Raw genomic sequence first — 24,844 nt, forward strand, 5'->3', positions numbered from 1 at the left:
GCATGTCGCATCGTCGGTTGTGCCGACACCACTGCTGATCGGACAAGCGGCTCCGTGGTCTGCATCGACGATGTCATAGGTTTTCACGAAGGGACATTCCGCGATGACCCACGAAGGTTCGCATGAGGAAACCACCCCTGAGCCGACCGAATGGCAGCCCATCCGGTCGGATGATCTGCCGATAGTCACTCTGTCGATCAATTCTTTGCTGATTGATGGTTCCCCACGGCGGGCCGGCGCGGATGACGAGCACATCAGACTGCTCGCCGAGTCCGAGGAGCGACTACCTCCGATTATCGTACACGGTCGATCCGGGCGGGTCATCGATGGAGTACACAGGGTTCACGCCGCAACCCTGCGTGGTGAGGACAAAATCGAGGCAAGAGTGTACGAGGGCACGGATGGCGATGCTTTCCTGCTCGCGGTACAGATGAACATCGCGCACGGACTGCCGCTGACCCGGGCTGATCGGACCACGGCAGCGGCCCGGATCATCCAGTTGTACCCGCACTGGTCGAACCGGAGGATCGCCACCGTCACCGGTCTCTCCGCAGGGACTGTCGGCAAGCTGCGCTGGCGTTCGAACTCGCACGATGCCCGGTCACCCACGAGGGTGGGCAAGGACGGCCGTGTGCGACCCGCCAACGGCTCCGCGGCCAGACGGCAGGTCGCCAAACTGCTGACCGAGAATCCCACCGCGTCGATCCGCGCCATTGCGAACGAGGCCGGGGTATCGCATTCCACCGTGCATGGCGTGCGGCAACGCGTGCGTGCAGGCCAGGATCCTGCATTGCGGCAGCAGGAAGCACCAGAATCATTGACCACACCCCAGCCGCCGGAGATCTGCGCTCCTCAAGAAACGATCGAGACGCCGGGCCCCGCATGCGGTAGTGACGTTGCCGCCATCCTGGAAAATCTCAAGGCAGACCCATCGCTGCGGTTCAAGGAGGCGGGCCGGTTCCTGCTCCGGTGGCTGGACCAGAACCGGGTGGAAATGACGGCACCCAAAAGGATCGCCGAAATGGTGCCCGACCACTGCGCGGCCTCGGTGGCGAAGCTGGCACGCGGGTACGCACGGGCCTGGAGCGAATTCGCGGCACAGCTCGAAGAGCGCTGACTTCTCCGGCTTTCGTGATTTCCTGCGTCCCAGTGGGCGTGTTCTGCGTGCACCGATGCGGTCGGTGAGAAGATTTGGGAGCGGCCATGAGTCAGCCGGTGATTCGCACCATCACATTGGGACTCGCGGGTCCCCACCCGCTGTCCGGATCCAGACTCGCGGACGCTGCCACCCGGCTGCGGGTGGTGGACGCCGCCTACCGGCAAGCCGGCTACGAGGTGCAGACGGTCCGCATCACCACCCCTCCGGTGTTCGACGACTTCCCGGGCCGACCCGACGAGCTGATCTCCTACGCCCGCCGCCTACAAGCCGACCTAGATCGCCTCGGTATCGATCACTTCTCATTGGGGGCAGCGCAGGCGACACGGCGGAATGTCCTGCTGGAGCAGATCGCGGTGATCGAGGAACTGATACCGGATCTCCCCGCGCTGAACTGCGCCGTCCAGATCGCCACGGCACAGCACGGCATTCTGGTCGATGCGGTGGAGCCGACGGCCCGCACGATGCTCCGGATCGCGCGGCGGACCGAGGCAGGAGTAGGTAACTTCCGGTTCGCGGCTCTTGCCTGCGTGCCGCCCGACCACCCGTTTTTTCCAGCCAGCTACCACCAGGGACCGGACGCACTCACAATTGGCCTTCAAGGCGCCGGAATCGTGACTGCCGCGCTCTCCCACGGCAACGGCCTCGACCCTGCCTCGATCACTGTGCGAGTGCGCGAAGCGTTGATCACCGAAGCGACTCCGGTGGTGCGGCTCGGGCAGCGACTGGCTGAGGAGTCCGGGCTGCGATTCGGTGGCATCGACCTCTCGCCCGCACCGTCGGTCGACACCAGCATCGGGACGGCCGTAGAGCTCGGCCTCGCCGGCAGGTTCGGTGCTCCCGGCACGGTCGCGGTGGTGGGAGCGATCACCGAGGCACTGCGCAGCACGAACCTGCCGACCTGCGGCTACAACGGACTGATGCTACCGGTCATGGAGGACGCCGTACTGGCGCGCGAGTGGGCAGAGGGTCGCCTCAGGACGCACCAGTTGCTGGCCTGCTCGGCGGTCTGCGGAACCGGTTTGGACACCGTGCCGCTGCCGGAGGACAGCTCCATCGATGACATCGCCGGTCTGCTGCTGGACACGGCGACGTTCGCCACCCGGCTGGCCAAGCCGCTGTCCGCACGGCTGTTCCCGTTGCCCGGCAAGCGATCCGGTGACCACACCACCTTCACCTCGCCGCACCTGATCAACCTGCGCCTGCCGTGACCGCCAAGAGGCCGCGGTCAGCCGCGGGTTCACGCGCACACCCGCTTCGTACCCGGCCGGCTTCCTGGAACTCGCGGCGTCCCGTCGAAAGATCTGGTACGGCGACGATGTATCCGGCCAGTCCTGCTCGAAGATCGCAGGAAACGACCTGGAAACATCGTCGCCGACGCGCCATCGATCGTCGGCACCACCCGGAGGCAATGCCCCGGCCAGTGCGATGGTGTGGTCACCGATCCGGATGAGCTAATGATCTTCTTGTAATAGGGTGAGTCGCTGGGGTTGTTTTGTGTTCCGGCATGGGATGGTTTTGGGGTGGCGAGGTCTTCACGGTCGACGGGTGAGCAGGCCCGTGCTGGTAAACGGGCCGGTAGGCGGGATTTCGACGCGCTGCGGGAGCGTCGGATGCAGGCGGCGGAGATGTTCGATCGCGGCGAGCGGCAGGTCGATGTGGCCACGGCGCTGGGCGTGTCGCAGCAGACCGCGTCGCGGTGGCACCGGGCGTGGTCGACCGGTGGCGCCGGGGCGCTGACCGGTGCCGGTCGCGCCGGGCGGATACCCAAACTCTCCGATGAGCAGCTGTGCGAGATCGAGACCGAGTTGCTCAAAGGCCCGCGCGCAGGCGGGTTTCCCACCGAGATGTGGACGCTGGCCCGGGTGACGGAGGTGATCGAACGTCTTACCGGCGTGCGGTACTCGCAGTCGCAGACGTGGGTGATTCTGCGTCAGCGGCTCGGCTGGAGCCGCCAGAGACCAGCACGACGAGCCGTCGAGCGTGATGAGGCCGCGATCGAGGAATGGGTGAAAACCGAGTGGCCGCGGATAAAAAGGGGGCCCGGCGCCGAGGGGCCTGGATCTGTTTCCAAGACGAGAGCGGATTCTCCCTGCTCCCGGCAGTAAGGGCCACCTGGGCACCGAAAGGCCGGACCCCGGTATTGCGGCACCGTTTTTCCTGGACACGGATGTCGATGTCGGCCGCGCTGGCCTACCGGCCCGATCGCAGCCAAGCGACGTTGGTGTTTCAGGCCAAGCACGGGGCCTATGACACCGCCTCGCTGATCGAGTTCCTCACCGACCTGCACGACCACCTCGACGGTGCGCCGGTGACGCTGATCTGGGACGGCCTGCCCGCCCACCGCTCGAAAACCATGAAAGCCTGGCTGGCCACCCAACGACACTGGCTGCGCGTCGAGCCACTTCCCGGCTACGCCCCCGACCTCAACCCCGTCGAACAGATCTGGGGCAACGTCAAAGCAACCGAACTGGCCAACCTCTGCCCCGAGACCATCGACCAAGCACACACCGCCGCGGAGACCGGCCTGCAACGCATCGGCAGCAGCTACCCACTGTGCTTCTCCTTCCTCGACCACACCGGCCTCCACCTATGACAAACAAGATCACCCAAATACCGAAAGATCATTAGTTGGCTTTTCCGGCGTGATCTTGCGTGCATGCCACCGGCGGTCACCGCGCGGAGACAGTCGGATGAATGGTCTCCAGGTACTCCGCCGTACTGGGAAGGTGTTCGGCGAGGTAACGCCCTTCTTCGCGAACCTGCTCGAACAGTGCCTTGCTCTCCGCGGAACCGTCGCGGTGCGCCAGCGACGGCAGAGGGGCGTCGGGCAGGACGCCGAGTCCAGCCAGGATGCAGTAGTAGCTGCCGTTGGTCCAGAAGTTCCGGAACTCGGCTTCGAAATTCGAGTAATATGTTCCGCCGTCCACTACTGGAGCGTTGACCGGAAGCCCCGCGCGGTACGTTTCGACCTTCTCCAGGATGTCGCGGCTGAGAACCAGGTCCTTGTTGGCCTTCCAGAACGGCGTGTCCGTACGCGGCGAGAAGTAGTAGTGCGCCTGGATGAAGTCCTTCGAGTCCTCGAACATCGCCTCGATCTCACGGTTGAACGCGTTGACGAGAGACGAATGGAAGGATTTGTCGGGGAAATGCTTCGCCAGTTGGTAGATCGATGCGGTGATGAAGTAGATGCCGCTCGACTCGAGCGGTTCGAGGAAGCACGAGGACAGCCCGATGGAGACGCAGTTCTTCACCCACGCCCGCTGATTGCGGCCGACGCGGAAGCGCACGTGGTTGAAACTCGATGCCGGATCGAGCCCCCAAAGCCGACTGAACTCCTCGGTTGCCTGGTCCTGGTCGACGAAGGAACTGGAATACACGTAGCCGGAACCGAATCGGTTCAACAGCGGGATCTTCCAGGTCCAACCGGAAGGCATCGCGATAGCCGAAGTGTAGGGCTCGACGGCCGTCCCCTCGTCCGGCACCGAGGCAGCCACCGCACTGTCGCACAACAACTGGTCACTCATGTCGATGAACGGCTCGCCCATCGACTCGTTGATGAGCAGGCCGCGGAACCCCGAACAGTCGATGAACAGGTCGCCACTTATTTCCTCGCCGGCCTCGGTCAGCAGTGCGGTGATGTATCCATTCGCATCCTTCTGCACCCGGGACATGACTCCTTCGGCGTGCACCACTCCGAGCGTCTCGGTGGAGAAGCGACGCAAGAAATCAGCGACCAAATGGGCGTCGAAGTGCCAAGCGTAGGTCACGGCGGGCTTGCCGTCCGGCCAGCAGGGTGCGCGGTAGGCGTCCATGACCGCGGTCTGCGGGAAACAGGCGTAGTCGAATGGCTGGGTCGAAGTGCCGGCCAGCCGATCGCGGACCCAGTAATGCGACAACGGCAGCCGATCGCACTCCGGAAGGAGCCCGAACGGATGGTAGAAGTGATCAGATCCGGTCGGCGTCGGCCGCGGATCGGGCTGTCCCGGCCCCGGGGTGCACCAGTTGATGAATTTGACCGCGGTCTTGAAGCTGGCGTTGCACTCGGGCATCCAGTCCTTTTCCTCCAGCCCGAGGAAGTCGAAGAAGACGCGTTGCAGGTTGGGGACCGTGGCCTCGCCAACCCCGATGCGGGGAATGGTCGGCGCCTCCAGGACGGTGACTCCTACATCCTTGCCGAACGCCTTGGCGAGGTACGACGCGGTCATCCATCCCGCAGTGCCTCCGCCGAGAATCACGACCTTCTGCACCTTGTGTTCCACTTGCTGTCTCCAATCTGCGATCTTCTCAGGGCACTTTCTGTTTCCGCACGAGCCGTACCGGTAGTTCGCGAAGTCCCCACGTGAAGTTGGAGGCGTTGTACTGCGGTTCTCCGCACAGCTCGATCTCCTCGACCCGGTCGAGGAGCTCGCTGAGGAAAGCGGAGAGCTCCAGTCGTGCCAGCCGGGCACCCAGGCACAGGTGGCGACCGGCGCCGAAGGTGATGTGGCGATTGGGCGAGCGATCCACCACGAAACTGTCGGCGTCGGCGAACACGGCCTCGTCCCGGTTGGCCGAGACGTTCCAGATGGTGACGCGGTCGCCGACTCCGATCGACTGGCCGCGGATGGTGGCCGGCCGAGTTGCGGTGCGCAGTGCGTGCACGCCCGGCACCGTCCACCGCAAGATCTCCTCGACGGCGGCTGGGATCGCGGCCGCGCCGCCTTCGCGCAGCTTCCGCCACTGGTCGGGATTTTCCGCCAGGGCGAGCACTCCGCCGGCAGTCGAGTACCGGGTCGTCTCGTTGGCGCCGGCGAGCACGCCGTTGCAGTTGAAGACGATCTCCTCATCGGTGAGCAGCCGGTCCTGGTCGGGCACGTCGGTGGCCCGCCGATCGCGCGCCACCCGGCTGATGAAGTCCTCGCCGGAGCCGCCCCGGCGCTGCCGCAGCAGGTCGTCGAAGTAGAGGAAGATCTCGCCGTGAGCGCCGCTGCGGGTCTCCTCGTCCTCGCCCTCGAACGCGTCGGTGGTCGTCCTGCCGACCCAGGCCCAGTCCTCGCGGGGCAGGTCCATGACCGCGCACACGACGTAGTTCGGGATCAGCTTGGCCACATCGAGGAAATCGGTCTCGCCCGCCTCGACGGCGTCGGCCACCACCTCTCGCACAACGTCCCGCACCAGCCCTTCCAGGCGGGACATCTCGCTGCCACCGAAGGTTTTGGACAGGACTCGCTTGAGGTGGGTGTGGTCGGGTGGATCGGACACGATGAGCATTCGCTGCGACACCGCGGATACCGCGTCGTCATTGCTGCCGAGCCGCATGCCGAACCGGGAACTGAACGTCTCGGCGTCGGCGTAGACGGCGGTCACGTCGTCATAGCGGGTGACGACCCAGAAGCCGGAACCCTCGGCATCCGGGTGCCAGTGCACCGGGTCGTTGGCCCGCAACCAGGCCAGCACCTCCCAGAACCTGTTGCTGGAGAACAGCTCGGGGTCGGTGAGGTCCACTGTCGGCGCTTGGATCACAGCGTGCCTCCCTTCGTGTCGATTGGCGACTGACAAGCCATCGAGCGCAGCAGTTCCAGAGCGGGAGCAGGCGTCTCCAGGCAGAAGTAGTGGCCACCGGGAAACAGCCGTTCCTGGAACTCACCGCCCGCGTAGTCCCGCCAGTCGGCCACATGCTCGTGCGAGACGGTGAGGTCGTCCCGACCACCCCACGCCTCCAGCGGGCAGTCGACCACCGGCTGGTCGGGTTCGGCGAAGCTGAGCGACAACCGGGCGTCCTGCCGCAGGACTTCGAGCATCAACTCCCGGCTGTCCTCGTCCATGTCCTCGGCTTCCAGCCCGCGGGCGTCAAGCAGATCGGTCAGCTCGTCCTCGTCGTCGGCCAGGCCCCGGCCCGCGCCGACCCACTCCCTGGGCGGCTTGCACGCCGCCACCACGAGGGCGCGCGGCCAGGTTCTCCACTGCCGCCACAGCGATCCGGCGACCTCGTAGGCGAGCAGCCCGCCGAAACTGTGTCCGAAAAGGACTGTCGGGTGGCCGGTGGAGACCAGGCCGGTCAACTCGGCCACCACCGCCTCGACCGCCTCCCCCATCGTGGACGGTTCTGGATCCGCCCATCGGGTTTCCCGGCCCGGCAGCTGAACCCCGACGACTGAGACGTCGTCGCCCAACGCGGTTTGCCACGCTCCGAACTGCCCACATCCCGCGCCCGCCGGGGGCATGCACACCAGCAGTGGATGCTCGTCGGGGCGTGGATGCCAAGGCACCAGCCAGGAGCCACCCATCACGAGTCTCCCGACTGGGCCAGCGCGAGCAGATCCAACTCGCGGGCTAGCGCGGCGACGGTCGGCTCGGCCAGCAGATGCTTCACCGACACCGGCAGTCCGGTGCGCCGGCGAAGGGCTCCGACCGCACGTGCAGCCAGCAGCGAGTGGCCGCCGAGCTCGAAGAAATTGGCCGTGACGTCGTGGACGGGATGCGGCAGCAGGCTGCTCCAGACCTCGCAGACCTGGTGTTCGCGTTCGGTGCCAGGGGCCTGTCCTGTGGTCACCACGCGGGAAGTCCGAGCCAGCTCCGCCCGGTCGATCTTGCCGGTAGGCAGCGCCGGCAGCACGCTGACCACTTCCACCGCCGAAGGCACCATGAAGTCGGGCAACCGGGAGGCGCAATGTTCGCGGACCTGCTTCGTGCACTCGGCCTGATCCGTACCGGGCGCTGTGGTCACGGCCAGGCCCAGGCTGTCCCCGTTGGACATCACGTACGCGGCGGCCGCCTGCACGGCGTCGATGCCCTGGGCGGCCCTCTCGAGCTCGCCGACCTCGACGCGGAAGCCGCGCACCTTGACCTGCTCGTCGTCCCTGCCGCGGAACTCCAGTTGCCCGTCGGCTCGTTCCCGGACCAGGTCACCGGTGCGGTACATGCGGGCGTCGCCGCCCAGGAACGGATCGGGCAGGAACCGCTGTTCGGTCAGGCTGGGACGGTTGCAGTAGCCGCGGGCCACCGCGGGGCCGCCGACGTACAGTTCGCCCTCGGTGCCACGCTCGACCGGCCGGCCGTTCCCGTCCAGCACATAGGTCAGGTAGCCGGGCAGCGCTCGGCCGATGGTCGCCGGGTCGTCGCCGTGGGCGCTGTCGGCCCAGGTTGCAGCGATCGTCGTCTCGGTGGGGCCGTACACGTTGAGCACGCGAGGGACGTGGGAGAGCCGGGGGAGCAGGCTCGGCGGGCAGGGCTCGCCGGCTACCACGACCACATCCGCGGCGGGGATCGGCTCCAGAGCCGACACCAGGGTCGGGGTGAGGCACACGGTCGTCGGTTCGTGCTCGGCGACGAGCGCGGACAGGTCGCCGGAGCCTTCTTCGGCCGCGAGGTCGATGACTGCCATGCCCTGTCCGTGCAGCAGGTACAGCAGCGTGCACCACAGCCAGCCGTCGAACGCGGGAGAGACCGCGTTGACGCCCATGCCGCCTGGCTCGAGTTCGAGGCTCGCGAGCGCGTCGAGGAAGATCCCGAGGTTGCGGTAAGTCACCTCCACGCCCTTGGGCCAGCCCGTGGTGCCCGAGGTATAGACCATGTAGGCGCAGTCGTCCGGATTCGGCGTCACCGGGTCGGCCGGCTGTGCACCGGTGACCTCTGAGCTGATCGTGCGGACCCGCCGCGGTGCCGCACCTGCTGGGAGCTGATCAGCCAACAGCAGCTGTGCGCCGGCGTCGCGCAGCAGGAAGTTGACCCGGTCCACCGGGTGCCGCTCATCGATGAGCACCGCTGTGGCGCCGAGCGACCAGACGGCGAGCAGGGCGGGCAGCCCGAGCCGGGATCTGCCCAGCAACAGCCCGACAGAGGTCTGCGGGCCAACCCCCTCGGCCGCCAACTTGCCGGTGAGCATCCGCGTCCGATCCTCCAGTTCAGCGAAACTGAGGACGCCGTCGAACGCGCGGACAGCAGTTCGCGCGCCACTGCGTTCTGCCCACTTCGACACCGCATCGGCCAATCGGTCGGTTCCGGACACAACCGAAGAATATTCCGCAAATTGCCGCATTTGCTCTCCTTGAGCACGCGAGTGCCGTCCCACTGATGAACTCGCACAACCGGAAGAAATTCCGCGAGCGGATCAAATGTACCGAACATGCGAGCTGACACAAACCCACCAGCATGATCCTGTCATCGGTTTCGAACGATCCAGTTCAGTCGCGAACAAGGACACGTGGTTCGACGCAAAGCGCCTTGACAACAAGTCGTTGAATACCCGGCGGATGTTCACAAGAACCAGGGCGCGTTCCGGTGTGAAAACTCCGGGCTCGGTCAGCGGGAATCCAGCATTCTGCGGGGCCGACGCGGACCGACCCGCCACCTCATGTGACCGGGGAAGCCCAGTACGGGTCGCGGCCGACCAGACACAGCAGTCGATCGAAATCGCCGGCGCTGGAAACGGGCTCGACGGCCGGGCCGAACGCTCCCCCGGGCCCGCGGGCCCCGTCGGGAATCCGGGACCCGATCCCGAGCGCGGCGCCGGACAGCTCGTCCGGCGGCTGGAACGGTACCCCGATGGACCTTGCCACATCCCAGCCGTGCACCAGGGAATCGGTGAAGTGGAAGCTGATCGCGACCAGCGCGGGTAGCGGTCCCGGCAGTTCCTCCAGCACCATCCGTCGGCCGGCGATGTCCTCGACCAGGTACGCCGCGACGGCCAGGTCAGCGGAGTCCCGGTAGGTCGCCGCCGGATCGTCACCGAGCTCGCCGCCGTCCAACGGGCAGGCTGCGTCGGCATCCTCTCCCCTGGCCGCGGCCGCGAATCGCTTGTTCTGGCTGATCATGTGGCGCAGCAGGTCGCCCACGGTCCATGCCGAGCACGGCGTGGGCAGGCCGAGTTGTTCTGGCCGTAGGGCGGCGATCAGCTCACTGACCAGGGCCAGCGCCCGGCGGTTCGACGCCCGCAAATCCATGCGACGTTGAGTCCCCTCGTTGTCAGACCGCTTCGGATCGCTCACTGCGCTTGGTTGTCGGCGATGCCTCCCTCCCGCAGCAGGCGGGTGAGCTCGCGCCTGCGGACCTTCCGCGTCGCCGTGTAGGGCAACTGCTCGTGCCGGCACTGCACCACCGGCGCCATCGTCGGCAGGTCCCGGGTCGCCTGCTGCCAACGCTCCTCGTCCAATGGCTGCTCTCCCGTCGTCGCCACCACCGGAACCGGCTGGCCGCGTACCCCGGCCACGATCACCACTTCGCGCAGTTCGTCCAACCTGGACATGAGGAGGTCCTCGGTCTCCAGGGTGCTCTTCATCGACTCGATCTGGTCGACCTCCCGGTCGCGCAGGTACAGCCGGCCCCATCGATCCAGATAGCCCATGTCGCCCATCCGCCACCAGCCGTCGTGCACCTCCCTGGCGTAGCGCTCCTCCTCGCCGAGGTAGGTCAGGATCTCGCTCGGGCCGCGCACCTCGATGTGACCGGGTTGGCCGGCGCGCCGCCGACGACCGTCGGGGCCGACGATGCGCATCGAGATGAAGCCGAACAGCTTGAAACCCACGCACTGGCCGACGGCGTTGGGGGCGCTGCGCCGCGTGTACCAGTAGCCCGACACCGGACCGATTTCCGACTGGCCGTAGAACCGGAAGAACAGGGGTCGGGACCGACGGGACGCGTTCAGCATCCGGCTGATCGTCCTCGGGTGGATCGCGTCGAACGCCGCGTTGAAGAAGCGCACGCTGGACAGCGGTGCGCCGGGCGCATCGGCCAGGACCTCCCAGTCGACGAAGGTGTTGGGGTGGGTCTCCAGGAATCCCGGCCGGGTCCGCACCAGCAGTGGGCCGATCTTCGCCGGGTCCGGGTCGACGGCCACCACCATCGAGTTTCCCCGGTTCAGGAACATCTCCAGTGCCATGTAGAACCGGGCGTGTACCAGAGTCATGCTCAGCGCGGCCTTCTCCCGGCCGCGGATCGGCCAGGCGATGAGCTTCTGCGGAGCCTGCCGGTGCCAGAAACCCTCCGGGCAATGCACGGCCAGCTTGGGTAGTCCGGTGGTACCCGAGCTGTGCGTGATCACCATCGGGTCGCGCGGGCGCTGACGCACCGGCTGACGCCGAGGTGCACCGGTGTGCGAGCTCAGCGAGATCGCGTCCGGCCGCGACGCTCCCGCGGACAGCAGGACCGCCCGAGTGATGTCGGCGACCGGCACCTCCCGCAGCTCGCCGTCCAGCGTGTCACCGTCCGTGATCAGCCACGGCCGGCCGATCCGGTCCAGTAGCTTGGCGACCACTTCCCCGTCCAGAGCCGGCGACAGCAAGGCGGGCACGGCACCGATCCGGGCAGCCGCGCAGGCCAGCAGCACGATGTCGAAGTTGTCGGTCTTGTAGATCGCGACCCGCTCGGACGGCCGAACCCCGGCCGCCCCCAGCCGCGCGGCCAGCTCGTCGACCAGCTCGGACAGCTGCGTGACCGTGAAGTGCAGCCCGCGCTCGGCGAAGCACTGCAACGGACGGTCGAGCTCGACTTCGGTCCCGGGGTGCCTGCGCGCAGCGTTGCTGAAGATCTCGCCGAGCCAGAGACCTTTTCCGCTGAGAAGCCGCCGAAACGTGGAATGCCACAGTCCACCCAGCCGAACAAATCCGTCGTCGGCTCGGCCAGATCCGTTCTTGTTCAGGTTCATCGTATGTACTCCTCGAAGGCCGAGTTCGGTAGCTGAAGCGTTCGCCTGGGCTCATGGCTGCTTCTCGTCACGCAGGTGCGGACCGACCAGCTTGGCCGAGCGGTCAGGAAACTGGAGTGACTTGAGTTCGCAAAACCCGTCCAGTCCCTCGACGCCGCATTCCCGGCCGATGCCGGACTGCTTCATCCCGCCGAATGGTGCCAGGATGTTGAATGCACCTCCGTTGATGTCCGACTGCCCGGTACGCACCTGCCTGGCCACCCGTTGCGCGCGGTCCGACGAACCTGACCAGATGGCGCCGTGCAGCCCGTACGGAGTGGCGTTCGCGATCCGGATCGCCTCCTTCTCCCCGTCGTAGGGCAGCACTGACAGCACCGGACCGAAGATCTCCTCGCGGGCTGTCCTCATCGACTCCGTGACGTCGCCGAACACCGTCGGCCGCACGTAGTAACCGGCCTGCAGTCCCTCCACCACCTCCGCTCCCCCGGCCACCAGCCGGGCGCCTTCCTCGATGCCGGTGCGGATGTGTCCGCGCACCCGCTCCAGACCGGCGGACGAGACCAACGGGCCGAGGTCGGTGGTGGGATCCCTCGGCGGGCCGACCTTGTACTGACCGGCGATCTCCCCCGCCAGCTCCAGTGCCTGCTGCTGAAGGTGCGACGGCACCAGCAGCCGGCTCCACTGCAGGCATGTCTGGCCAGTGTTGAAGCAGACCTGATCCACCGTGGCGCGCACCGCGGGCTCCAGGTCGGCGTCCTCGAGCACGATGCTCGCGCTCTTGCCACCCAGTTCCAGGTGGAGCCGCTTGATCTGCTCCGCTGCCTGTCGGCCGATCTCACGCCCGGCGCGCACCGAACCGGTGAACGACACCAGGTCCACCTCGGGGTGGCCGGCCAGCTCCGCACCCGCCACCGCGCCCTCACCGACCACCAGGTTGAACACCCCCGGCGGCAAGTCGCATTCGGCGATGATTTCGGCGAGCAGGTAGGAATTCGTCGGGGCGAGCTCGCTGGGCTTGTGGACAACGGTGCAGCCGGCCATCAGCGCGGGCACGATCTTCTGCAGGCTCAGCAGCAACGGCACGTTCCACGGCGTGATCGTCACGACCACGCCGGCCGGCTCGCGCACCACCAGAGAGTTGCCGACCCTTCGTTCGAATTCGAACTTCGCGGTGATGTCCGCAAAGGACTCGGCGATCTCGATGGCCAGGCCGACCTGGGCCCGCTGTGCCACCCTGGTGGGCACACCGGCTTCGGTGGTGATCGAATCGGCGAGTTCGTCCGCCCGGGCCTTCAGGCCGGCTACCAACCGTTCCAGGAATCGGATCCGTTCCGTCGCGCTGGTTCGCGCCCATGAGTCGGCAGCGGCACGAGCCGCCGCCACCGCGCGCCTTGCATCGGTGGCGGTGCCGGCGGGCACTGTCGCCACGGTGCTTTCATCACTCGGGTCGATGACGGCGATACCGTCGTCGGCGTCGGAGGGCACCCACTCGCCACCAATCCACTGCGAGCTGACGGTCCTGGCGGAGGTGGCCGCTATCATTGCGTCCTCCCGTGTCGCGCAGTCGAATTCGACTTCGGGGGTCGGGGTAGGGGTTCGCCGGCAGGAAACAGGTCGCCCCATAGGAACCAGGCGGCGCCGAAGTTCAGCCGGCGCTCGGTACCTGGATCCTGGTGCTCACATCGTCGACTGGCACGGACGATCGATCATCGGTCCACGCCGCGGCTAGTACAGCTTTTGTCCCTTGACCCGAGCCTTGAGCGCCTCCTTGGCGTTGTTGATGATCAGTCCGCGCAGCTTGGGGTCGCCTTCACGCATTGCCCACCGCACGGTCTTGATGAACCGCATCGGCGTGGGGTTGATGAAGCGCTGTCCCCGTTCAGCGAAACCGAAATGCTTGGGCACGAAGTCGGCCTCGCGCAGTTGGGTGTAGATGTTGTCGGCTGCCTGCCGCGGGCTGAGCATGTCCTGCTCAACCAGGTCGCACTGGCTGACCATGGATTCGAAGAACTTGGCGAAACCGTCGTGGTCCGGCCAGTACAACCCCAGGTGCGGCGGTTCCTCCAAGGCCATGAAGTGTTCGTCGCGGCCGTCCTTGGCGAACTCGGTGATGGCCTTGGACAACCGGTAGCTGCCTGCATTGGTCCCACTCGCCCAGGCGCGGAACACCGCGGTCCACAGGTCGTAGTCGCACCAGGAGATGAAGGCTGCGTTGACCAGTTCGTCGTTGTGGTCGAGCAGGCGCTGCTGCAACCGGTCGACGTACTCGAAACGCTCGGCGGAGAAGTCGTCGTCCTTGACAGCGCGTATCAGCCGCCAGGACAGCGAGTTCACCGCCTCTGCGGTGTTGGACAGACCGCGGGAGAACAGCGGGTCGATGAAGCCGGCCGCGTGCGCGAGCAGGCACCACCTGTCACCCACGGTGTGGCTCGACGAGTACTGCAGCCGAGGCGTCGAAACCCATTCCCGCGCCGGCTTGGCCCCCTCGTACTGCCGGGCGACATCCGGGAACCGTGCGGCGTGCCGGTAGAAGTCCTCCTCCGGTGAGATGTCGGTGGGCTTGGGGTACCGGCGTTCGTCGAGGGTCAGGCCCACGCTGCACAGGGGGTTGCTCGACAGTTTGTTGTTGTCGAAGGCAATGACCCAGAACCAGCCCCGTTCGAACATGTGGTGGACAGTGCCTTCATACCAGGGCACCGGCGGCCGGTGCTCGCGCGGGCGGTCGAGCACCTTGTCCGTTGGAGTGACGTCGAGCATGTGGTTCCACAGGGACCGTGAATGGTGCTTGAACCTGCACGGGTCCTCCCGCAGCCCGAACTTCTCGGCCAAGGGTGAGCGGAAACCGCTCGCGTCGACCACATAACGGGTGCGGAACTGCTCGCCGTTGACCGTCTCGAGGGTCACGCCTGAGTCGTCGAATTCCACCTCGGCCACCCGGCAGTTCTGCCGCGCCGTGCAGCCATAGCGAATCGCAACGTGGAACAGGTAGGCGTCGGTGTCCTGCCGGTGCAGATGTGCGGCCTCGTGCAGCAGCCCGGGTGTGTTGAACTGGCTGACCTCTCGTGGGTCCTGCGGCTCGTTCTCGTGGTGCAGCAGGAAGCCGAAGTGCTTCTTCACGCCGAAGGTGTTCCCGATGGTGCGGCTCGTGTCGGTGAAGGTCGCCAACGCTTTGATCTCTGGCACGTCATACCGATCAGCGAGGATCCGCAGGGTGAGCAGAGTGTAGGGAATGGTCGACTCACCGATGGCGAACCGGGGGTGCTGGCCGGCATCGATCAGCAGTACCTTGGCACCGTGACGGGCCAGGATGGCGCCGAGCATCGACCCGCCGATACCAGTACCGAGAATCGCGACGTCGTAGGGCGTCTTGTCGTTGCTGTGGCGTTGTGTGTTCACCGTTTCATACTCCGTCCACGATTGTGGTGCCCGGCCGAGAAGATGGACACATTGACGTGTTGTCGGTATCAGGCGCTGTTGGTCGGCCTCCCCATCCCGTTCGGAATCGCTGCTTCCGGCCAATTGGAGTAGCCACGACGCCAGTACATGAGCGGACGACCGCCCAGCGGGGGCTCACCGCCTACGATCATGCCGACCAGCATGGCGTGATCGCCGACCTGGAGGTCGGCCACGATGCGACATTCCGCGTACGCGAGCGCGTCGGTGGTCAGCATCGGTAATTTGAGCACCTCGCTCGCTTCCCAGAAGACTCCGTCGAACTTGCTGGCGGAGGGGGAAGCGAACAACTGAGACACCCGGCTGCGATCCTCGCGCAGTACGTTGACCACGAATCCACCGCTGTCGCGCAGTGCGTGCAGACTTTCCTTCAGCAGGTCGACGCATACCAGTACCAGCGGTGGTTCCTGGGACACACTGCAGACCGCGTTGCAGGTCAGCCCACGCGGCTCGTCCTCCTTGTCGATCGCACTGACCACACAAACGCCGGTCGGCAGGCTTCCCATAATCGCACGAAAGGTACCGATGTCGACCGGTTGCATGTCGTTCTTCATCGAGTCGAGCGAGACGATGCTGGGCTCGCCGGGGGTAGCCGGGTGCTCTGACGGCATGACCTCTCCTCTTCGGCACTAAGGGACGGCGGTCGAAGAAAGCACCTGATATCAGTATTCAGCCACGCGTGAACCGTCGCGGGTCTTCCCTGTCTGTCCTTCAATCGCTTCAGGTACCGGAGTATGGCTTGTGCGGTATCGCAGTTTCCCATGGCAGGCGATCGCTGGTGATGACAGCGGCAGCTTCCGCGCCGGCGGACCACTTGTAATGCGATCGACCCAGCGCGCGATGAAAATCTATGTTCCTGCGTTACATCTCGTCAAGATCAGGCCGGCGGAATCTTCTCGCTCAACAGCTCTCCAGCCTTGCTCGACCCGCGCGGAGCTGCACAGCGGCGGCCCTGAACCGTCCTGTCCTACCCTTGCTGGTGGTCGACTGGGCAATTTACACAGTCGACCACCCGACACCTCATACCGATGGTCCGTCGTGAAGGGGCGGCGAAAGCGGCGGTCTTCCGGGTCGGATCACGGATCCCTCTCGGTTCTCCATGCTCGGACGCGAAGCGACACACGACTAACCTACCGGGTCCAACCCCAGAGCGACGCGGCCGGTGAAGAGGTGCTGACGTTTCTCTTGAAGAGGGTGGTACCGGCTTGCGTGTACGTCGCGCAGCAGGCGCTCCAGCCCGCAGCCGCGAAAGTAGCCGCCCCCACCTGCCACCTCGAGCGCCTTCTCCACAGTTCGGACGCAGGCGTTGGCAGCGATTGTCTTGCGGACCATCGTGGCGTCGGCGGTCGCGACGGTCGGTTCGAATGCGTAGTCGTCGCACAGGTCCACCAAGTTCTGCACCGCGAGCTGCGCCGTCACCAAGCTGTTCTCCATCTCGCCGAGCAGGTACGGCAGATTGAGGTCGAGTCCTCTCCTGCTTTTTTTGCGCGCGATGCCGAGCGCCATATCCGAGGCGGCTTCCGCGAGACCGGTGTAAACCGACATGATCAGCGGCTGCGAGATCGCGGCGACGATGGTGAAGAAGGCGTGCCACTGGCCCGTTGGACGGCGCAGCCAGACGTCGCTCTCCGGCACGAAGACATCCTCGAGCAGGATGTCGTTGGAGCCGGTCGCGCGCATCCCCATGGTTCGCCAGTTGTTCAGCACGGTCATGCCTTCTGCGGCAATGGGTACTGGAAAGTGCAGCGCGGTCGGTCCCTCCGCAGGATCCTCATACACCGCACTGGTGAGAAGCAGCGTGCCGGCGGGAGAGCCGCTGCCGAAGACCTTGCGCCCGGTGACGCGGTAGCCACCCTCCACTTTCTTGGCCGTGCCGGAGGAGTCGACCCAGTCCGAAGCCCCGGTGCCGACCAGGACGACCTCGTCTTCAGCGACGCGCCGCAGCAACGGCTCCACCGGTTCTCCCTGACGCCAGCGCCACACGGCCGTGCCGACGAGGTGGGTGTGCATCGACAGCGCGAGCGCGGTAGAAGCGCAGTGACGGGCCAGCTCGCGCAGCATGGCACTCAGCTCCGGGTGCGAAGCACCGCCGCCACCCAACTCAGTCGGCACACCGGCGGAGAAGAAACGGTGCGCCCTCAGCTCGGCGTAGTTTTCGGCAGCGAATTCGTCCCTCTCGTCGTAGTCCACCGCTCGTTCCGCGAACGCCGGCCCGATTTCGCGTGCCAGGGCCACCCAGTCCGTGCGACGCGGCGCCGCGTGCGCTTCGTCCACAACGCTCATCGACGAGCTGCTCATAGCGTCTCCAGTCGGCATGGTTCTCCTTACGAATCTCCTGTTCCTCACGGCTATACCATACGTTCTCACGCGGTATTCATGCAGAAACGCAAGATGGTTATTTGATCCCCGATCGCCTACCTACTTCTTCTTCAGGAGAATCCGCGAGTTCGCCGAGGCGGCCGCGGCCTGCTGCAGCTGTTCTTCCTGCTGGCCCATTTACCGGAGCTCAATCCAGGCGAGCTGGGCCGGAAGAATGTCGAACACGGATCGTCTCGGCCGCCACGTCGATGAAGAGCATCACCGAGCTTGACGACCGCACGATCGCGCCGTTGAAGAGGTCAGCGTGGCCAGTCCGGGAGCGCTGAGCAATTTCCCTCCGGGCCAGTCATCCGACTCGGGTGTCGGGCTCACGCACACTCGGCTCGTCCTGCAGATCTTGGTTCGCCCGGCGCGGGGCGAACACCTGCATCAACGGTCCGGTTGTCGCCGTGGTGATCAGTGCCACCAGGACGAGGACGGTAAAGCCCAGAGCGTTGATGATCTGACTCTGCAGGCCGATCGTGGCCACGACGAGCTCGGTGACACCGCGGCAGTTCATCAGGGCGCCGAGCCGCAACCCGTCATTCGACGGCATTCCCGCAAGCCGGGCCGCCCCAGCCGCCCCGGCGAACTTGGTGACGATGGCGACGAGCAGCACCACGCCGAACAGCAACCAGTGTTCCGGGGAGTCACCCAGTAGCCCGAGGGAGGTACTCAGGCCTACGCCCGCGAAGAACAACGGCAGCAGGACGAGCACCGTGAATCCGTGCAACTGACGACTGATCCGCGTTACCACGGCAGATCCGCGGGGAACCGCGAGGCCGAAGAGGAAAGCTCCGATCACCGGGTGCAGGCCGATGAGGTGGGTGGCGGCGGCGAACGCGATCGCGCCGGACAGCAACAGCGGAAGAAGAAGCTGGTCGGCGGCCTGGTACCGCGTCGCATACCGGAACACCCAGGCCAACGTCGGGCGGACGCAGAGCACGACGAAGGCCGTCAACGAAGCGGCGAGGCCTGCGGTGGTGATGACCTGTCCAGTGCCGCCGGTTCCGGTGGCGGCGAGGATGACAGTCAAGGCCAGCCATGCGATGCCGTCGCTGATGGCCGCGGAGGTCAGCGCGACCACACCCAGCCTTTGGCCGTCCAACTGCAGGTCGACCAGGATCCTCGCCAGCACGGGAAGCGCCGTGATGGACACCGCCAGGCCGAAGAACAGCAGATAGGTCATCGATTGCGGGACCGGTCCGGCGAGCACCGGCTGCGCCAGCGCCGCAACGGCCACCCCGCCGGCGAAGGGTAGACCGATGCCGCCTGCGACGACGCATCCGACGGCCTTGCGGTGAACACGTGCATGGTGCACATGCATCTCGCAGCCGAGCACGAACATGAAGGTCACCAGCCCGAGCTGAGCCACCATCTCCAGTGCTGCCACCACTTCCGGCGGGAACATCCAGGCTCGGCCGCCGGGCCACAGCGCCCCGAAGACCGACGGTCCCAGCACGATTCCCCCGAGAATCTCCCCGATCACGCCAGGCTGACCGAGCTTCCGCAGCAGCCCTCCCATGAGGTGGCAGAGCAGGACGATCGACGCCAACGCGATCAAGAACCGCGCGAGCGGGTCGATGTGGCCGACGTCCGCGACTGTCCGCGGCAGAACGGAACTCCCCACCACGACCGGCCCGATCAGGATCAGCGCTCCTGCGATCGCCACAAGAATGCGCCGACCTCCACGATGGCTGCGGTAGCTGGTCGCGGCCTCATGTCCTGCCCCATCTTGCTCGTTCACCAACACGCTGCTGGGCCCCGCATTCTGTGGCGAATGGAAATTTGACCTGTGTTGAACACGAACAACCAGCAAAGGACTGGTCTCGGTCTGCTTGCTCGGACCTTTTGCCCATAGTTCCTGCAGCTCGAACTGACCGAACTCGAATCCCGCCGACGCACCCGGCGGCACCATGCCCACACCGTACTCGGGCGGCGCCCGCGGGTCGATGTTCGAGCGGCCGAGAATCCCAGCACGATTCTCTTCCCTCGTCGCGCGCCACCGCTGCGCATGAGCATTCCTCATGCGCTCGATCGACGAACGGGGAAGGAACATCCGGTTGTCGCACCTGGAGGCAGGTACTGATCTGCGTTCGCCATGCCTCGCCCGGTGGCGGGCCGGACTACTTCAGCACCCGGGCTACTCCTTGACGTTCATCTTTCCGATGTAGCGAGCTGCGCCCTCCATTCCCTGCAAGTTCCCGGTGGCCTGCAGGTGGCCGGTGGCACCGGCCCATTTCCCGGTGCCACCGGTGATCTCACAGAGGAAGACGAACTCACCATCCGGCTCACCATCGCTTCCCGGAGCAGTGTTGAGCAGTGAGTCCTCGATGCAGGTGATATCTCCGCGCTTGTCGTGGATGACGAAGTTTCCATTGATCAAAATCATGCCCGGCTGCGGAGTCTGCTTGACGCTGTTCGCCACGAACTCGGCAGGCCCTTCGAGAGTTCCCTCGAAGGTGGCGACAAAGCATCTGCCAACCGGCGACTTGCACGCAGGTCCTTTGATGGTCCGACTCGTGATCGAGCCGTCAGCCTGGAGGGACTCGGGTCCTGCCCCGGTCTGGTCGGCGACCACACCCATTCCCAGCACAGCAGCGAGAACGGCTGTCGATGACACGTACAGAATCGGACGTACCCGGCGATGGTTTGATTCGGACATTACAGGTCACCTTCCCCGGTCCTGGCGTCGGTGATGCAGGGCACTCGTGATTTGCCGGATTGCACGAGAAGGAACGTGCTCAGGGGGTCCGGTTGGTTGTCGTTCTCGTCTTCGTTTCACGAGATGTCGCCGAACCCGCTGTCGTTCGTCCCGGAACAACCATCGACGACACCAGGGTCTCGCTCAAGACCACGACCACGGTTGTCGCCCGCAATGCCCCCGTCCGGCGGCCCTGACTCCCTCGGTGACGTGATCGTCGAGCACGACAGGCAGCATGGTCGGCTCGGAGAAATACCTGATCACGCGTTTGTATCGAGTGTTGAGGCGGTACAGGGATCGGCTCGTGGTACGTCGCTGGTGCTACGGGTGGACCGAGTATCCGATGAGAGCTCGGCGCATCACGACTGCGCCGATGACTTGACCCGCCTCGCGCGCTTGAGCGCGTTCGTGACCCCGGGGATCAGTACGTAGACCATGGCGGGCACGAGTACGGCGGTCAAGACGAGCGTGCGCAGCGGCAGGGCGAGCTGCGACAAGCCGAACTGTTCGAAGAGCCACAACGCGAGGGTCAGGGCCGGGTAGATCGACAGCCACATGACGAACATCTGACGCAGGCGGTGCGGGCCGTGGCCGCCGGTGCTCATGTCGGGCCTGGCGAGCTGCTGTGCCCCGGCTTCCCGAGCAAGTCAGGCTTCACGAGAGGACTGAGCAGGGGCATCCCAGACTCCGGTTGCGGCCGTTTCACGGGCATAATCCGCGAAGTCGCGGGGCGGGCGGCCGAGAACGCGCTGGACGGTGTCGGTCACCTGGGCCCTGCGGCCGTCGAAGACCTCGACCATGAGGCCGGCCAGTTGCTTCGCGTACTCGGCAGCCACACCTCGTTCGGTCAGCGACGAGATGAACTGCTCGGGCGTGACCGGAAGGTAACGGATCTCCCTGGCGGTCGCCTTCGACAGCTCGCCGACGGCATCGGCGAAGGTGAGCAGTCGTGGCCCGGTTATCTCGTGGATCTGGCCGGCATGGCCGCTCTCGGTCAGCGCGGCGACGGCGACGTCCGCGATGTCCTCCGCGTCGGTGAACGGCTCCGCGGCGTCGCCGGCCGGAAGCGCGACCACACCGGCCTTGACCAGATTCGCGAGGAACGCCTCGCTGAAGTTCTGCGTGATGAACCCGACCCGCACGATGGTCCACTCCGCGCCCGAGTCCCGCACCGCCTGTTCGCACCGCTCGGCCTCGGCCGAACCGCGGTCGGCAAGCAGGACGAGGTGCCGGACGCCGCAAGCCACCGCGCGGTCCGCGAAGGCACCCACGGCCCTGGCCGCACCGGGGAACGCCGCATCAGGGTAGTAGGCCACATAAACCGCGTCCATTCCTCGCAACGCGGGTTCCCACGTGGTGTCGTCCTCCCAGTCGAACGGCGGGTCAGCACGCCGTGAGCCAACGCGTACCGGCACGTCACGAGCGGTGAGCCCGGACACGACCCTGCGTCCGGTCTTGCCTGTTCCCGCGAGGACTAGTGTTGTCGGTCCAGTCGCTGTCATGATCCGCAATCTACCGGGATGCCCGATTGCGGGCCATGTTCAAGGCTCGCAGGCCCATAATGGTGCGTCTTATACTGCGCCAATGGATCCCTTGTCGATCTTGCTCGACGGAACCTGGGCCAGGGGAGCGTTCGTGCTGCGCTCCATCCTGAAACCACCGTGGTCGGTGCAGGTGCGGGACAGGGCGCCGCTCAACGTGGTGGCGATCCTGCGAGGGACGCCCTGGGTCGTACCCAGCACCGGCGATGCGGTGCGACTGGACGCGGGCGACATCGCGGTGATGCGTGGCCCGGACACGTTCACCTTCGCCGACGATCCGCGCACGCCGACCCAGGTGGTCGTTCAGCCCGGCCCCCGACGGACGACCGCGGCGGGAGCGGAGCTGCCCGAGGCCGCGGACATGGGTGTGCGCACCTGGATCAACGGCATGCGCAACTGCGACGACGGCGCGGACGACTCGTCGGTGCTGCTGATCGGCAAGTGCCAGGGACCGGGCGAGAGCGCCACACGCCTGCTCAGCGCGTTGCCGCCGTTTCTGGTCATCCCCAGTGCCGCCCACGTCGAATCCGCGCTGGTCTCGCTACTCGCAGAGGAGACCGTGCGAAACGAGCCCGGCCAAGATCTGGTGCTCGAACGAATTCTGGATCTCCTGCTGGTCGCCATCCTCCGCGAATGGTTCACCAGGCCCGATACCGATGCGCCTGCCTCGTTCCGAGCCAACGGGGATCCCGTCGTTGGGCCCGTCCTGCGACTCATACACAGCAACCCCGGCCATCCCTGGACGGTGGCCGCGCTCGCCCGGCAGACCGGGGTGTCCCGAGCGACGTTGGCCCGCCGCTTCACCGACTTCGTCGGCATGCCACCGAAGGCGTACCTCACCCAGTGGCGAATCGACCGGGCCGCCGATCTCCTCGTCGAGTCGGACGCCACGATCGACACCGTAGCCCGTCGGGTCGGTTATGGCAGCGCGTTCGCGCTCAGCGCCGCTTTCAAACGAGCCCGCGGTATCAGTCCGCAACACCACCGCGACCGGACATGACCGCGGTCGTGGATCAAGATCATCGGCGCCGACCGGGTGCTTCCGGTGTTCCGATGCCTCCCGAGGTGTCTCGGTCAGCTCGTTTCGAGCCCGGAACTCTTCAGCCAGGTCCTTAGAAGCAGTAGCAGCTGCGGGCCAGGGGCAAGGTGAGGATTTCCGGTAGCCGTCGCAGCGCCTCGATTACGGCAGGCACGTCTCGTGATCCGGGAGACAAGTCCGGTTCACGTCTCCTGATGTCGTCGAATGCCGGTAACAACCACCCGCCGACGTCCAGTGACCACCACAAACGCGCTGCTACCCGATCCGGCAGCACCGCACCGACCTCGGCCTCGGTCTGATAGTGCGCTGCCATAGTCGCTGTCAGGGATGGCTGCCTCAGCGCTGGACCGGGTCGACGTCGGCGCCCAAGAATGCCTCGATCTCGGCAGGGGTCGGGGCGGCCTCCCAGTCGCCGGGGGTCGTGCACATCACGGCGCCACAGGCATTCGCCCGGGCGAGTTTCTCCTCGACGCTCCAGCCTTGCACGTCGCCACTGAGGTAGCCGGCCACGAACGCATCGCCCGCTCCCACCGTGTCGACGACATCGACGCGATGGCCAGGAGCGTGGGCCACCGTGCCCTCGGCGTAGGTCGACGCACCGTCGGCGCCGCGCTTGACGACGATCTCGCGCCCGCCCGTGGGGTCGAGGGCGCGGGCCAGCTCGTCGATCGCCGAAGAGTCATCCGCCACGCCACCGGGAACCACGTACGCCAGCTCGTCCGGGGAGCCGAACACGAGGTCGGCCTCCTCGACGAGCTCGCCCAGCACCGGCGCGGCGACCTCGGCAGGAGCGAGCGTCGACCGGTAGTTCACGTCGACGCTCACGCGCACCCCGGCGGCCCGCGCCCGGCGCACGACGGAAAGACACGCCTCGCGCGCGGAGTCCGACAGCAGCGGAGTGATACCGGTGAGGTGCACGAGCCCGACGCTCTCGACGAGACCCGCGGGCACGTCGGTGGCTGCCAGCCGCGAACCGGCGGAACCCGCACGGTAGTAGTACACCCGCGAGGTCCCCGGCCCCGTGAGCTCCTTGAGCATGAGGCCGGTCGGCGCCTCGGGGTCGACCTGTGCCCGCACGTCGACGCCCTCGCCGCGGACCTCGCGCACGACCCGTCTCCCCAGCGAGTCGTCTCCGACCCGGCCGATCCAGGTGACCGCGATCCCGAGCCTGCTCAGGCTGACGGCGACGTTGGTCTCCGCGCCACCGATGCCCACATGCGCTTCGGACACGTGCGCGAGCGAGCCGATGCGCCCGCCGGTGAGCAAGCCCATCGTCTCGCCCAGCGTCACAACCCGAGAGGCCGTCATTCGGTTCCACTCCCCGCGCACACCTCGACGAACCGCCGTGCCCGTCGCCCGAGCGCACCGAGTTCGCCGCCCTTCAGCGCGTCCCCGAGCAGCGGACCACCGACGCTGACCGCCGCCGCACCGGCCGCCAGCCACGCCCGCGCCGATTCGAGGTCCACCCCGCCAGACGGGATGACGGACAGATCCGGGAACGGACCACGCAGATCCTTCAGGTATCCGGGACCCACCTGGCCCGCGGGGAACACCTTCACCGCGGACACGCCACGGTCCCAGGTGGAGAACAGCTCCGTGGGAGTGAGTCCACCCGGGACGATCGCGATGCCGCGTTGCAGGGCGCGGTCGACGACGGCGAGATCGGAGACCGGCGTGACGAGGTAGTGCGCTCCCCCCTCGGCGGCAGCGTCCACGTCTCCAGGCCTGGTCACGGTGCCGACACCGATGTCGGCGGTCTCCGCGTATCGTTCGACGAGCCCGGGCAGCGCGGCGATCGTCCCGGGAGTGGTCAGCGTGAGCTCGAAACTCCGCACCCCCTCCTCGACCATCGTGTCGATGACCGGCACGTAGTCCTCGGCGCGCTCGCCGCGGATCACCACGACGAGCCGCGAGGCGGCCGTCCGTCGCGGCAAGCTCTGACGCTGGCTCATGAGGTCTGTCCTTTCTC

The 24,844-nt window shown here is 66.3% G+C and carries 21 protein-coding genes; 5 read left to right on the forward strand and 16 right to left on the reverse strand.

What is annotated here, in order from left to right; genetic code table 11:
• Positions 1–103: 103 nt before the first annotated feature.
• From SACE_RS23835 to SACE_RS23850, 4 genes are all read left to right on the forward strand, one after another.
• Positions 104–1,117, forward strand: coding sequence for a ParB/RepB/Spo0J family partition protein (locus SACE_RS23835; protein WP_081468364.1), 1,014 nt, complete (start codon positions 104–106; stop codon positions 1,115–1,117).
• Between the two features lie 86 nt (positions 1,118–1,203).
• Entirely contained in the window at positions 1,204–2,367 is a 1,164-nt protein-coding gene (locus SACE_RS23840) for a DUF711 family protein (protein ID WP_009948846.1), read from the forward strand.
• Between the two features lie 312 nt (positions 2,368–2,679).
• The gene (locus SACE_RS23845; protein WP_331386508.1) at positions 2,680–3,264 is read left to right on the forward strand and encodes a winged helix-turn-helix domain-containing protein; all 585 of its coding nucleotides are present in this window, start codon (positions 2,680–2,682) and stop codon (positions 3,262–3,264) included.
• Entirely contained in the window at positions 3,162–3,752 is a 591-nt protein-coding gene (locus SACE_RS23850) for an IS630 family transposase (RefSeq protein ID WP_081468363.1), read from the forward strand. Before SACE_RS23845 ends, SACE_RS23850 begins: the two co-directional genes overlap by 103 nt.
• Positions 3,753–3,828: 76 nt before the next feature.
• Here the strand turns inward: SACE_RS23850 and SACE_RS23855 are convergent, their stop codons facing one another.
• From SACE_RS23855 to SACE_RS23920, 14 genes are all read right to left on the reverse strand, one after another.
• On the reverse strand, positions 3,829–5,418 hold the full coding sequence (locus SACE_RS23855; protein WP_009948842.1) for a tryptophan halogenase family protein: 1,590 nt from the start codon (positions 5,416–5,418) through the stop codon (positions 3,829–3,831).
• 25 nt (positions 5,419–5,443) lie between these two features.
• Complete coding sequence (locus tag SACE_RS23860; RefSeq protein ID WP_009948841.1) at positions 5,444–6,661, reverse strand: cytochrome P450; 1,218 nt, start codon at positions 6,659–6,661, stop codon at positions 5,444–5,446.
• Positions 6,658–7,425: a thioesterase II family protein gene (locus SACE_RS23865; protein ID WP_308196714.1), complete on the reverse strand. Its 768-nt coding sequence runs from the start codon at positions 7,423–7,425 to the stop codon at positions 6,658–6,660. The genes SACE_RS23860 and SACE_RS23865 overlap by 4 nt, the downstream gene beginning before the upstream one ends.
• Complete coding sequence (locus SACE_RS23870; protein WP_231849741.1) at positions 7,425–9,176, reverse strand: non-ribosomal peptide synthetase; 1,752 nt, start codon at positions 9,174–9,176, stop codon at positions 7,425–7,427. Before SACE_RS23870 ends, SACE_RS23865 begins: the two co-directional genes overlap by 1 nt.
• 313 nt (positions 9,177–9,489) lie before the next feature.
• Complete coding sequence (locus SACE_RS23875; RefSeq protein WP_231849742.1) at positions 9,490–10,125, reverse strand: TIGR03086 family metal-binding protein; 636 nt, start codon at positions 10,123–10,125, stop codon at positions 9,490–9,492.
• A complete protein-coding gene (locus tag SACE_RS23880; RefSeq protein ID WP_009948836.1) occupies positions 10,122–11,780 on the reverse strand; it encodes a class I adenylate-forming enzyme family protein in 1,659 nt (552 codons plus the stop codon). The genes SACE_RS23875 and SACE_RS23880 overlap by 4 nt, the downstream gene beginning before the upstream one ends.
• Before the next feature lie 51 nt (positions 11,781–11,831).
• On the reverse strand, positions 11,832–13,322 hold the full coding sequence (locus SACE_RS23885; RefSeq protein WP_009948835.1) for an aldehyde dehydrogenase family protein: 1,491 nt from the start codon (positions 13,320–13,322) through the stop codon (positions 11,832–11,834).
• Between the two features lie 183 nt (positions 13,323–13,505).
• On the reverse strand, positions 13,506–15,176 hold the full coding sequence (locus SACE_RS23890; RefSeq protein ID WP_011874512.1) for an NAD(P)/FAD-dependent oxidoreductase: 1,671 nt from the start codon (positions 15,174–15,176) through the stop codon (positions 13,506–13,508).
• Between the two features lie 68 nt (positions 15,177–15,244).
• Entirely contained in the window at positions 15,245–15,844 is a 600-nt protein-coding gene (locus tag SACE_RS23895; protein ID WP_009948833.1) for a flavin reductase family protein, read from the reverse strand.
• A 514-nt stretch (positions 15,845–16,358) separates the two neighbouring features.
• The gene (locus SACE_RS23900; RefSeq protein ID WP_021341521.1) at positions 16,359–17,531 is read right to left on the reverse strand and encodes an acyl-CoA dehydrogenase family protein; all 1,173 of its coding nucleotides are present in this window, start codon (positions 17,529–17,531) and stop codon (positions 16,359–16,361) included.
• 367 nt (positions 17,532–17,898) lie between these two features.
• The gene (locus SACE_RS23905) at positions 17,899–19,650 is read right to left on the reverse strand and encodes a cation:proton antiporter domain-containing protein (protein WP_143538197.1); all 1,752 of its coding nucleotides are present in this window, start codon (positions 19,648–19,650) and stop codon (positions 17,899–17,901) included.
• 84 nt (positions 19,651–19,734) lie between these two features.
• Entirely contained in the window at positions 19,735–20,214 is a 480-nt protein-coding gene (locus SACE_RS23910; protein WP_231849744.1) for a hypothetical protein, read from the reverse strand.
• Between the two features lie 440 nt (positions 20,215–20,654).
• Positions 20,655–20,900 (reverse strand): putative antibiotic biosynthesis monooxygenase, encoded by a 246-nt coding sequence (locus tag SACE_RS23915; RefSeq protein WP_009948829.1) that lies wholly within the window; start codon positions 20,898–20,900, stop codon positions 20,655–20,657.
• 42 nt (positions 20,901–20,942) lie between these two features.
• Positions 20,943–21,797, reverse strand: coding sequence for an NAD(P)H-binding protein (locus tag SACE_RS23920; protein ID WP_021341523.1), 855 nt, complete (start codon positions 21,795–21,797; stop codon positions 20,943–20,945).
• Between the two features lie 82 nt (positions 21,798–21,879).
• Between SACE_RS23920 and SACE_RS23925 the strand changes: the two genes are divergently transcribed.
• Positions 21,880–22,836: an AraC family transcriptional regulator gene (locus SACE_RS23925; protein ID WP_009948826.1), complete on the forward strand. Its 957-nt coding sequence runs from the start codon at positions 21,880–21,882 to the stop codon at positions 22,834–22,836.
• 375 nt (positions 22,837–23,211) lie between these two features.
• On the opposite strand, the gene SACE_RS23930 is transcribed toward SACE_RS23925, so the two are convergent.
• Entirely contained in the window at positions 23,212–24,183 is a 972-nt protein-coding gene (locus SACE_RS23930) for a sugar kinase (RefSeq protein ID WP_011874517.1), read from the reverse strand.
• On the reverse strand, positions 24,180–24,827 hold the full coding sequence (locus tag SACE_RS23935; RefSeq protein ID WP_009948824.1) for a bifunctional 4-hydroxy-2-oxoglutarate aldolase/2-dehydro-3-deoxy-phosphogluconate aldolase: 648 nt from the start codon (positions 24,825–24,827) through the stop codon (positions 24,180–24,182). The genes SACE_RS23930 and SACE_RS23935 overlap by 4 nt, the downstream gene beginning before the upstream one ends.
• Between the last annotated feature and the right edge of the window lie 17 nt (positions 24,828–24,844).

This window comes from Saccharopolyspora erythraea NRRL 2338 (assembly GCF_000062885.1).
GTDB classification, from domain to species: Bacteria; Actinomycetota; Actinomycetes; order Mycobacteriales; family Pseudonocardiaceae; genus Saccharopolyspora_D; species Saccharopolyspora_D erythraea.